The organism is Streptomyces sp. NPDC059037 (assembly GCF_042740015.1).
Taxonomy (GTDB): Bacteria; Actinomycetota; Actinomycetes; order Streptomycetales; family Streptomycetaceae; genus Streptomyces.
The window spans coordinates 1-11,101 of the sequence record NZ_JBHYIG010000312.1; the positions used below are offsets into that span (position 1 = coordinate 1).

Sequence of the window (11,101 nt, forward strand, 5' to 3'; positions counted from 1 at the left end):
TGCCCCTCCCCGCCACGGTCTCGCCCCCGTCCCGTGGCGCCCCTGGCCGCCGCTTCCACACGGGCTACTCATCACCCCCCCCGCGGGGGCGCCCCCCGCGGGGCCCCGGGGAACTGCGCGAGCAACCACCACGTACTCGCAGTGAAGAACCGCCTCAGCCCTGAGAGAACCGCTCCCGCAACTTGTACTTCAGCACCTTCCGAAGAGTCTCGTTCCGGGGAAGGGCCTCCACGACCTCAAGCTGCTCGGGCAACTTGTACGTGGAAAGCCCCTCCCCGCGGAGATACGCGGTCACGGAGTCCAGGGTCAGTTCTCCGGGAGCACCGCGCTGCTCGATGACGGCACAAACCCGCTCCCCCCGCTCGGCATCGGGGAGCCCAATGACCGCCGCATCGCCCACCGCAGGGTGCCCGTGCAGGAGATCCTCGATCTCCTTCGCCGAGATGTTCTCGCCCTTGCGGATGATGATGTCCTTGGCCCGGCCGGTCAGGACCAGATGCCCCGTCGGCTTCACATGCCCCAGGTCCCCGGTGATCAGGAAGCCGTCCGCGTCGAAGACCTCCGCGCTCTGCCGCGGGTCCAAGTACCCCTGGCAGACGGCCTCCCCGCGCAGCCGCACCTCGCCGTCGACCCCGGCGGGCACCTCCTTGCCCTCGGCGTCCGTGACCCGGATCTCCATCCCCTCCGGGGGGAGTCCCTCCGTCGTGGCGAGGTTCTCCGGAGTGTCGTCCGGAGCGCCCATCGTGATCATCGGCACTTCGGTCATGCCGTAGCCGTGGGTGAGCCGGCACCCCATCTCGCGTACGACCGCGTGATAGATCTCCGGCGGCTTCGGTGCCCCGCCGCCCGCGAGGAGGCGCAGGGTGGGGATGACCTTCTCGCCCGCCGGGAGCTTGCGCTGCTCGGCGAGGAACATCGAGTAGAACGCGGTCGACCCGCCCGCCACGGTCACGCCGTGCCGCCGGTAGCCGTCGAGCGCGTCCGGCAGCGCGAACTGCTCGAACATGACCGCCGGGAAGCCGTACAGCAGCAGCATCACGGTGTAGTCGGGCCCGGCGATGTGCGCGAAGGGGAACGCCATCGAGCCGACGTCCGACACCTTCAGATGCAGGGCGTGGGCCAGGCAGGACCCGCCCGCGATCAGTGAACGGTCGGTGTGCAGCACGCCCTTGGGGTCGGACGTGGTGCCCGAGGTCCAGTAGATCCAGCGCACCGATGTGCCGTCGGAGGGCGCGGACGGCAGTACGGATGGATCGGCGTCGGGCAGATCGTCGTACGCGTACGCCTCGAAGACGCCCCGCGCGCCGAGCCGGTGTGCCATCTCCGTGTGGTCGAAGCCCCGCCACACCCCGGGCACGGCGAAGAACTCGGCCTTCGACTCGCGCAGCGCGAAGCCGACCTCGCGGTCGCGGTAGAAGGGGATGACCGGCGACTGCACGGCGCCGATGCGGGCCAGCGCGAAGGACAACAGGGCGGTCTCGATGCGGGTCGGCAGCTGCCAGGCGACCACGGTGCCGGGGCGTACGCCCATCTCGTACAGGCCGGCGGCCACGCGCTCGCAGCGGTCCCGCAGTCGGCCGAAGGTGAGCGTGCGGTCGTCGGCGGGATCGGCGGCGGCCTGGACGAGGACCGGGGCGTCGGGGGTGAGCGCGGCGCGGCGTTCGATGAGCTCCCAGAGGGTGCGGGATGCGCCGAGCGCGTGGGCGGTCTCGTTCTCTGCGGTGCTCGAGCTGCTCGAGGTACTCATGCGATGCGATCCCCTCGTGGCCGGAACCGAAGCTGCGCCTAACTGACGGACAGTCAGATCGTGCGGAGAGCGTAAGGCTCACCGCCTTGTCGGTCCAGGGGTGCGGGGCTAGCCTGCTATCTGACGGGTCATCAGATCGCCCGGAGTGGCCGGAGGGATGACCGGAGGCGCCTTGAAAGGCAGGACACCATGACCGAGCTTCCCCGGATCGTCAGCGTCGACGACCATGTGATCGAACCCGCGCATCTCTTCGAGACCTGGCTGCCCGCCAAATACCGCGACCGCGGCCCCAAGCCCCTCACCGCGGGCATCGGCGAACTCGCCTATGTGGCGGGCAAGTACCAGATCACGATGGACCCGGACGGGCCGCCCACCGACTGGTGGATCTACGAAGACCTCAAGTTCCCGTACAAGCGCAACATCGCGGCCGTCGGCTTCGACCGCGACGAGATGACCCTGGAAGGCATCACCCGCGCGGAGATGCGACGCGGCTGCTGGGATCCCGTCGAACGCCTCAAGGACATGGACCTCAACCACGTCGAGGCGTCCCTCTGCTTCCCCACCTTCCCGCGGTTCTGCGGCCAGACCTTCGCCGAGGCGCACGACAAGGAGGTCGCCCTGGCCTGCGTGCGCGCGTACAACGACTGGATGGTCGAGGAGTGGTGCGGCGACAGTGGCGGGCGCCTCATCCCGCTCTGCATCATCCCCCTCTGGGACATCGACCTCGCCGTCGCCGAGATCAAGCGGAACGCGGCGCGGGGGGTGCGGGCCGTCACCTTCTCCGAGATCCCGACCTATCTGGGCCTGCCCTCCATCCACTCCGGCTACTGGGACCCGTTCTTCGCGATCTGCCAGGAGACCGGCACGGTCGTCAACATGCACATCGGGTCCAGCTCCCAGATGCCCGCCGCGTCTCCGGACGCCCCGCCCGCCGTGCAGGCCGCGCTGTCCTTCAACAACGCGATGGCCTCGATGATGGACTTCCTCTTCAGCGGCGTGCTCGTGAAGTTCCCGCAGCTCAAACTGGCGTACAGCGAGGGCCAGATGGGCTGGATCCCGTACGCCCTCGAACGCGCCGACGACGTATGGGAGGAGCACCGCGCCTGGGGCGGCGTCCGCGACCTGATCCCCGAGCCGCCGTCGACGTACTACTACCGCCAGATGTTCTGCTGCTTCTTCCGCGACAAGCACGGCGTCGCGTCGCTGGACGTGGTCGGCCGCGACAACGCGACCTTCGAGACGGACTATCCGCACGTCGACTCGACCTTCCCCAACACCAAGGAAGTCGCCCTCGACCACGTCAAGGGCCTCGACGACGAGACGATCTACAAGCTGATGCGGGGCAACGCGATCCGCATGCTGGGCCTGGACCTGGACCGGGACAAGTAGGCGGCGTCGGCGTGGATCTCACGTACACGGAGGAAGAGGAGGACTTCCGGGCGCGGCTGCGCGCATGGCTCGCCCGGACGCTCCCCGAACTGCCGCCGCGCCCCGACCCGCTGGACTGGCCGGGGCGGCGCGCGTACGACATGGGGTGGCAGCGCAGGCTGTACGACGCCGGGTACGCGGGCCTGCACTGGCCGGCCGACGCGGGCGGCCAGGGGGCGACACCCACGCAGCACCTGATCTTCCTGGAGGAGACGGAGAAGGCGGGAGCGCCCTACGTAGGCGCGAATTTCGTGGGCCTGCTGCACGCGGGCCCGACCATCGCATCCGAGGGCACGCCCGAACAGCGGGCACGCTGGCTGCCGCCCGTCCTGCGCGGCGACGAGGTGTGGTGCCAGGGCTTCAGCGAGCCGGACGCCGGATCGGACCTCGCGTCGCTGCGCACGCGCGCGTGGCGGGACGGCGACCACTACGTGGTGAGCGGGTCCAAGATCTGGACCTCGCACGCGGAGGTCGCCGACTGGTGCGAGCTCCTCGTGCGTACGACACCGGTGAGCGAGGCCGTGCCGAAGCACCGCGGCATCTCCTGGCTCGCGATGCCGATGGACGCCCCCGGGATCACGGTCCGCCCGCTGCGCACGCTCGCCGGCTCCACGGAGTTCGCCGAGATGTTCCTCGACGAGGTGCGGGTGCCGGTCGCCAACCGGGTCGGCGCGGAGAACGACGGCTGGCGCGTGACGATGGTGACGCTCTCCTACGAGCGGGGGACGGCCTTCGTGGGGGAGGTCGTCGCCTGCCGCCGCGTCCTGGGCGATCTTGCCCGCGAGGCCCGCAAGAACGGGCGCTGGGACGACGCGGTGCTGCGGCGCAGGCTTGGCAGGCTGAGCGCCGAGTTCGGGGCGCTGTGGCGGCTCACCCAGTGGAACGTGAGCGAGTCGCAGCGGTCGGGGGGTGTGCCGGGGGTGGGGGGTTCGGTTTTCAAACTGCGGTACTCGCATGCGCGGCAGGAGCTTTACGAGGCGGCGGGGGAAGTGCTGGGGGCGGGTGCCTTGGACCTGGACCACGAGTGGACCCTGGACCGGCTCTCGTCCCTCTCGTACACGATCGCCGCCGGGACCTCGCAGATCCAGCAGAACATCGTGGCCGAGCGGATACTCGGCCTCCCCAAGGGGCGGTGAGGGAGCGTATGGATTTCCAACTCACTGAGGATCAGCGGGCGTTGCGGGGTGGGGTACGGGATCTCCTCGAGGGGCGGTTCGATGCGCGGGCCGCCTTGGACGAGGGCTCTTCTCTGGACCGGGGTTTGTGGAAGGAGCTGGGGGACGCGGGGTTCTTCTCGCTGATGGTGCCGGAGGCGGATGGCGGGGTCGGACTGGGGCTTCCTGAGGCGGTGTTGGTCTTCGAGGAGGCGGGGCGGGTGTTGCTGACGGGGCCGCTGGTGGGGACGTTCCTCGCCGCGGGGTCCTTGCAGGGGGCTGCGGCGGGGGAGGTGGTGGTCACTTGCCCCCTTGGTTCGCTGGTCCCTTGGCTGGATGAAGCGGATGTTGTCCTGGGGGAGGTCGATGGTGCTGTTCCGTTTCGGTCGCTGGATCCCCTGACGCCGCTTCATCGGTTGCCCGGCAGTGGGGGTCTTGCCCACCCGTCCCGCCCTGCGGGACGCCTGCCCAAGACAATTGCGGCGGGCGATTTGCTGATCGCCGCCGAGCAGCTCGGGTCCGCCGGGAAGACGCTGGAGATGGCTGTCCGGTATGCCCGGGAACGTACCCAATTCGGGCAGGCCATCGGGGGGTTCCAGGCCGTGAAGCATCTGTGTGCGCAGATGCTCGTCCGTACCGAGGTCGCCCGCGGTGCCGTGTACGCCGCGGCCGTCACCAGTGACGTACTGGAGATCGCCGGGGCCAAGCTGCTCGCCGACGAGGCGGCGGTGCGCAACGCCCGGGACTGTCTGCAGGTGCACGGCGGGATGGGGTTCACCTGGGAGGCGGACGTGCATCTGCATCTCAAGCGGGCCTGGGTGCGGGCAGGCCTCGGCCGGTCGGCGGCCCGGTCGGAGGAGGAACTGGCCGCGGCCCTGTGACGCGGCGGGCTCCCACTGTCCGAAGTGACGCTGCGCGTTCGGCGTGACGCCGCGTGTGAACTGTGAACTGTGGTGCCACCGTGCGGAGGGTGATCGACTTGTGAAGTCCGTGAAGCGGGGGGAAGCTACAGAGCGTCGATATCGGGTTGTGTCCTAGGCGTGACTCGTCACGGCACGGAGTCGGGCTTCCGCTCCGGTACCTTGTGTGGGATGCGAATGGTTCTGAGGCCGAGCCATGCCGGTGTTGCCCCTGAGGCGGCTCCGGGCCCGGCGTTGCGCGCCGCTCGCAGCGCAGGAAGGCGCCTCGCGCCCGCCTGTTCGACCCCCGACGGCACGCGTCGCACAGTATGCCGCACGCGTACTCCTTCGCGCTGGAATATGCCCGAAGCGCTTGTTGGGGTGACTGAACGTCAACCATGCTGTCTCTCAAGGGGATCACGTTCCGTGACCCCGTGGAGTCGCGAGGCGATGTGTCCGCCGGTTCGGATGGTGTGAGCGGTGCAGGTGCTTCAAGTTCAGCTGGAGGTCAGGCCCGACCCCGCGGAAGTGGGGCGGGCCCGCAGGTGGGCGCGCTCGCGGCTCGCCGGTTCCGGCATAGGAGTCGATGAGCCACTGGCCGAGACGTTGATCCTGCTGATCTCGGAGCTCGTCACCAACGCCGTTGTGCACACGGGCTGTCCGGCCGTGCTGCGCATGGTGCTCCCCGACACCCCGGACGTCGCCGAAGAGGCCGCGGGGCAGGGCGCGGGGACCGTCAGGGTCGAGGTCGCCGACGCCAGCGCCCGACCGCCGCGGCCGCGCCACGCGGACGGCGAGGAGACCAACGGCCGGGGCCTCGAACTCGTCGACGGACTCGCGGACCGCTGGGGCTGGCAGCCCGAAGGTGCCGGCAAGAGCATCTGGTGCGAGGTGGACCGGTGCGAGCAGGGAGTCGGCGCGGTGGCGTTCGACGGCACGACCTATGACGACGTGGCGTATGAGGCCGTCTGAGCTTCCGGTGGGCGCCCCTGGCCCCGTGCCGGGCTCCTGTATGCGCCGTCGCGTGCCACGATGCGCGGCCGTGCGCGGTCGGCACAAAAGCGGCATAATTCATTAATCACCGGACGGGTGTTGACGTACCGTGTCCGATTGATCACGCTTATGTGCAGCGATTCGCCGCGAGGGGACGCCGAGGGACGGTGGTGTGTGTGGCCCGGACCTTGGCGAGACGTGGGTCGCCATTCGGCGTCAGTCCCTTCGGGGCCGAAAGTGACAGGGCTTGGTCGCCGGAGCCGGATGGCGGCGCGTGCGGCAACGCGCTCGGGGCGGGAGCCGGGGCGCCGCCATCCGAAGGCTCATTACGGGGTTCACGGCACGGCCGCCCCCGCCGACCTCACAGCACCGCGACCGGCGCCACCGGCGACCCCGTGCCGCCGATGAACGGCTCGGGCATCGCGGAGAGCAGGAAGCTGTAGCGGGAAACTTCTGCACAGGCTGTGGACAACTTTTCCAGATTCCAGTTCTGGCCCTGCAGCATCCCCATCTCGACGAGGTCGAGCGCGTGCACCGGCAGCCACAGGTTCTCGATCTCGGGCGGGAAGATCTCGAAGGTGAGGGTGTCGTTGGCGACCGCCGCGACATCGCGCGCGTGGAACCACTCCGGGGTGCGGACGGAGAGGCCCGGCGACGGATAGCCGTACGCGTGCTTGTCGCCCGCCAGGTAGACCTGGACCTGCCCCGTGCGTACGAGGACGATGTCGCCGGCGCGGACGGTGACGCCCCCGAACTCCTCGGCCTCGGCCAGGTCTTCGGGCGTGACCGCGTGATCGCCCGGCAGCCGGTCCACGCCCTTGGCGCGGGCGACGTCGAGCAGTACGCCGCGCGAGACGAGGTGCGGCACCTTGTCGATGCCGCTGAACTGGGCGCCGGTGTGCGGGGCGATGGAGTCGGCGGGGCGGCCGTTGTAGATCTTCCCCGAGTGCGACACGTGGGTGAGGGCGTCCCAGTGGGTGGCGGTCTGCAGGCTCATCGTGACGACGTCGTCGCTGGTGGCGACCGTGCCGGGGCCGAAGAGCTCCTGGTTGATCTGGGTCATGGAGTGGAGGGGGTTGACCCGGCCGGGGATGAGGCCCGACTGCACGCCGTCCTCTTTGAGGGGCAGTGCGAGCGGGACGCGGCGGCCGGTGCGGACGGTGGCGGCGGCCTCGCGTACGACCTCGTCGGTGATCAGGTTGAGGGTGCCGATCTCGTCGTCGGAGCCCCAACGGCCCCAGTTGTTCACGCGCTTGGCTATGTCGTGGAACTCGGGCGGCAGCGACATGAGTCCTCCCCGGGGCTTGTCTTTCGGTATCTGACGGGTCATAGAATCTAACGGTCCGTCAGAAACCGCGGGAAGGGGCCGGACGTGGGGAACTTCTTGGCAGGCAAGGTGGTGGCCGTCACCGGCGCCGGGCGCGGCATCGGCAGGGCCGTCGCGCTCGCCGCGGCGGCCGAGGGGGCGAGGGTCGTCGTCAACGACTACGGCGTCTCGATGGAGGGCGGCGCACCGACCAGCGAGATAGCCGACGCCGTGGTCAAGGAGATCCAGGCCGCGGGCGGCGAGGCGGTCGCCGTCGCCGACGACATCTCCACCATGGCGGGCGGCCAGCGGATCGTCGACGTCGCGCTCGCGCAGTACGGACGCATCGACGGTGTCGTGTGCGTGGCCGGGATCCTGCGCGAGCGGATGCTCTTCAACATGTCCGAGGAGGAGTGGGACCCGGTGGTCGCCACCCATCTGAAGGGCACCTTCACCGTCTTCAGGGCCGCGTCGGCGGTCATGCGGAAGCAGGGCACGGGCACACTGATCGGCTTCACCAGCGGCAACCACCAGGGATCCGTCGCGCAGGCCAACTACAGCGCGGCCAAGGGCGGGATCATCTCGCTGGTGCGCAGTGCGGCGCTGGGGCTCAACAAGTACGGGGTGACCGCCAACGCCGTTGCCCCTGTTGCCCGTACGCGGATGTCGGCGAACGTACCGATGGAGCTGAAGGAGATCGGGGAGCCGGAGGACGTGGCCGCGCTCGTCACCTATCTGCTGAGCGACCGGGCGCGGCAGGAGAAGATCACCGGGCAGGTCTATACGGTCGCGGGGCCGAAGATCGCGGTGTGGGCGCAGCCGCGGGAGCTGCGGGCCGGGTATGTGGAGGGCGGCTGGACGCCGGAGAAGATCGCCGACTTCCTGCCGGGGACGGTGGGAGTCGACCCCATGCCGATGCTGGCGCAGCTTGAAGCCATGGCGAAGGCGGCGGCGGCCAAGGAGCGGCCCAACGCGGGGCCGGGCGCGGCGCCCGGTGCGCGGCCGGGCGCGTAGGCGGGCCGGGGCGTGGACTTCGGGTTCGGCGTCGAGGACGAGGAGTTCCGGGCCGAGGCGCGGGCATGGCTCGCCGGGCGTCTCGGCGGCGACTTCGCCGGTGCGGTCGGGCGGGGCGGGCCGGGGAGTGAGCACGAGGGCGGTCCCGAACGCCGCGCCTGGGAACGGGAGTTGGGGCGGGGTGGCTGGATCGGGCTCGGGTGGGGTTCGGACGCGTACGGGAACCGGCGGGCGACGCTGACCCAGCAGGTCGTCTGGGCCGAGGAGTACGCGCGCGCCCGGGCACCCGGGCGGTACGGGCACATCGGCGAGAACCTGCTCGCGCCGACGCTCCTCGCGCACGGCACGCAGGAGCAGCGGGACGAGTTCCTGCCGGGCATCGCGCGCGGGGAGGCCCTGTGGTGCCAGGGGTACAGCGAGCCGGGTGCGGGGTCCGATCTGGCGGGGGTGCGGACTTCCGCGGTGCTGGATGCCGGGTCGGGGTCGGGGTCGGGCTTGGGCTCGGGCTTGGGCTCGGGTTCGTATCGGGTGACCGGGCAGAAGATCTGGACCTCGCTCGCGCACGAGGCCGACTGGTGTTTTGTGCTGGCTCGGACCGAGCCCGGGTCGCGGGGGCATGCGGGGCTCTCGTTCCTGCTGGTGCCGATGGACCAGCCGGGGCGGATCGAGGTGCGGCCCATCCGGCAGTTGACCGGGACCAGCGAGTTCAACGAGGTGTTCTTCGACGGGGCGGTCGCCAGTGCCTCGCATGTGGTGGGCGGCGCCGGCAACGGGTGGCGCGTGGCCATGGGGCTGCTCGGGTTCGAGCGGGGCGTTTCGACGCTGGTCCAACAGATCGGCTTCGCGGAGGAGTTGGCGGGGGTCGTGCGGTGCGCTCTTGATTCGGGGGCCGCCGTGTCCGATCCCGTGCTGCGGGACCGGCTGGTGCGGCAGTGGGCCGAGCTGCGGGTCATGCGGTGGAACGCGCTGCGTACGTTGGGGAGTTCGGGGAGTTCGGGGACTTCTGGGAGTTCTGGTGGTGACGCGGGGGCGCCCAGCGTCACCAAGTTGCTGTGGGGCCGGTGGCATCAGCGGCTCGGGGAGCTGGCGATGGGGGTGCGGGGGGCTGCCGCGGCCGCGGGGCCGGGGGACTGGAGCGAGGAGTCACCGTACGAACTCGACGCTCTGCAGCGGCTCTTCCTCTTCACGCGGGCCGACACGATCTACGGCGGCTCGGACGAGATTCAGCGGAACATCATCGCCGAGCGGGTGCTCGGTCTGCCGAGGGAGGCTCGATGAGGGGTGTCGTTTTCGACGGGCGGAAGGTCGACGTCGTCGATGACCTGGAGATACGTGATCCGGGCCCGGGGGAGGTGCTGGTCGCCGTCGCGGCGGCGGGGCTCTGCCACAGCGATCTGTCGGTGATCGACGGGACGATTCCGTTCCCCGTGCCTGTGGTGCTCGGGCACGAGGGCGCGGGAGTGGTGGAGGCCGTGGGCGCGGGGGTGACGCATGTCGCCGCCGGAGACCACGTCGCGCTCTCGACCATCGCGAGCTGTGGCGCCTGCGCCGAGTGCAACCGGGGGCGGCCGACCATGTGCCGCAAGGCGATCGGGATGCCTGACCGGCCGTTCTCGCGGGGCGGTGAGCCGCTGTACCAGTTCGCGGCGAACTCCGCGTTCGCGGAACGGACGCTCGTCAAGGCCGTGCAGGCGGTGAAGATCCCGGAGAGCATTCCGCTGACGTCCGCCGCGTTGATCGGATGCGGGGTGGTGACCGGGGTCGGCGCCGCGCTGAACCGCGCGAAGGTCGACAGCGGGGACAGCGTGGTCGTCATCGGGACGGGCGGCATCGGGCTCAATGTGCTGCAGGGGGCGCGGATCGCGGGGGCCACGAAGATCGTCGCGGTGGACTCGAACCCGGGGAAGGAGGCGGTGGCCCGGCAGTTCGGGGCGACGCACTTCCTGGAGTCGGTGGAGGGGGTGAAGTCGATCCTGCCGAACGGGGCCGATCACGCCTTTGAGTGCGTGGGCCGGGTGGAGTTGATCCGGGCGGCCATTGATCTGCTGGACCGGCATGGGCAGGCGGTGCTGCTTGGCGTGCCGGCGGCCACGGCGGAGGCGTCCTTCACCGTCTCGTCCCTGTTCCTGGACAAGTCGATCCTGGGCTGCCGCTATGGCTCGGCCCGTCCGCAGCGGGACTTCGCGCTGTACGCGGAGCTGTACGGGGAGGGGCGGCTGCTGCTCGACGAGCTGGTGACGGCGACGTACCCCGTGGAGGACTTCGCGAAGGCGGCGGGGGATGCGGAGGCGGGGAGGGTGGCCAGGGGGGTCTTGACGTTCTGAGGGGGTTGGCCGCCGGCCCTGTGGTGCGGCTCGTCTTTCCCGCCGCTTCGCGGCGGATTTTCCCCGCCCGCCCGCCCGATTGCCCTCCGGTCAATTGGGTGGCGGGTTGGGCTTGTTGGTGTGGTGCGGCCTTTCTGTCCCGCCGCTTCGCGGCGGATCTTTTTGGGCCCCCCCCCCCCCAGAGACCCCCCGGGGGGAATCAGGTGAGATAAAAAAAACAAAGACCCCGCCCCGAC

The 11,101-nt window shown here is 70.2% G+C and carries 9 protein-coding genes; 7 read left to right on the forward strand and 2 right to left on the reverse strand.

The window, feature by feature from the left end:
- Nucleotides 1-154: 154 nt before the first annotated feature.
- Nucleotides 155-1,747: an AMP-binding protein gene (locus tag ACFWY6_RS39155; RefSeq protein WP_384700776.1), complete on the reverse strand. Its 1,593-nt coding sequence runs from the start codon at nucleotides 1,745-1,747 to the stop codon at nucleotides 155-157.
- A 189-nt stretch (nucleotides 1,748-1,936) separates the two neighbouring features.
- On the opposite strand from ACFWY6_RS39155, the gene ACFWY6_RS39160 reads away from it, so the two are divergent.
- The 4 genes from ACFWY6_RS39160 (at nucleotide 1,937) to ACFWY6_RS39175 (ending at nucleotide 6,200) form a co-directional block, all read left to right on the forward strand.
- Nucleotides 1,937-3,136 carry an amidohydrolase family protein gene (locus tag ACFWY6_RS39160; protein WP_384700778.1) on the forward strand — a complete coding sequence of 400 codons (1,200 nt, stop codon included), beginning with the start codon at nucleotides 1,937-1,939 and terminating at the stop codon, nucleotides 3,134-3,136.
- 11 nt (nucleotides 3,137-3,147) lie between these two features.
- Nucleotides 3,148-4,311 carry an acyl-CoA dehydrogenase family protein gene (locus ACFWY6_RS39165; protein WP_384700780.1) on the forward strand — a complete coding sequence of 388 codons (1,164 nt, stop codon included), beginning with the start codon at nucleotides 3,148-3,150 and terminating at the stop codon, nucleotides 4,309-4,311.
- Nucleotides 4,312-4,319: 8 nt separating this feature from the next.
- On the forward strand, nucleotides 4,320-5,210 hold the full coding sequence (locus ACFWY6_RS39170; RefSeq protein WP_384700782.1) for an acyl-CoA dehydrogenase family protein: 891 nt from the start codon (nucleotides 4,320-4,322) through the stop codon (nucleotides 5,208-5,210).
- 498 nt (nucleotides 5,211-5,708) lie between these two features.
- Entirely contained in the window at nucleotides 5,709-6,200 is a 492-nt protein-coding gene (locus ACFWY6_RS39175) for an ATP-binding protein (protein WP_384700784.1), read from the forward strand.
- 382 nt (nucleotides 6,201-6,582) lie between these two features.
- On the opposite strand, the gene ACFWY6_RS39180 is transcribed toward ACFWY6_RS39175, so the two are convergent.
- Nucleotides 6,583-7,509, reverse strand: coding sequence for a cyclase family protein (locus tag ACFWY6_RS39180; protein ID WP_384700786.1), 927 nt, complete (start codon nucleotides 7,507-7,509; stop codon nucleotides 6,583-6,585).
- A gap of 84 nt (nucleotides 7,510-7,593) precedes the next feature.
- Here ACFWY6_RS39180 and ACFWY6_RS39185 point away from each other — a divergent pair, with 84 nt between their 5' ends.
- From ACFWY6_RS39185 to ACFWY6_RS39195, 3 genes are read left to right on the forward strand one after another with little or no spacing between them, the layout of a single operon-like run.
- Entirely contained in the window at nucleotides 7,594-8,541 is a 948-nt protein-coding gene (locus tag ACFWY6_RS39185) for an SDR family oxidoreductase (RefSeq protein ID WP_384700788.1), read from the forward strand.
- Nucleotides 8,542-8,553: 12 nt separating this feature from the next.
- Nucleotides 8,554-9,819: an acyl-CoA dehydrogenase family protein gene (locus ACFWY6_RS39190; RefSeq protein ID WP_384700790.1), complete on the forward strand. Its 1,266-nt coding sequence runs from the start codon at nucleotides 8,554-8,556 to the stop codon at nucleotides 9,817-9,819.
- Complete coding sequence (locus ACFWY6_RS39195; RefSeq protein WP_384700792.1) at nucleotides 9,816-10,865, forward strand: Zn-dependent alcohol dehydrogenase; 1,050 nt, start codon at nucleotides 9,816-9,818, stop codon at nucleotides 10,863-10,865. Before ACFWY6_RS39190 ends, ACFWY6_RS39195 begins: the two co-directional genes overlap by 4 nt.
- The last annotated feature ends 236 nt before the right edge of the window (nucleotides 10,866-11,101 follow it).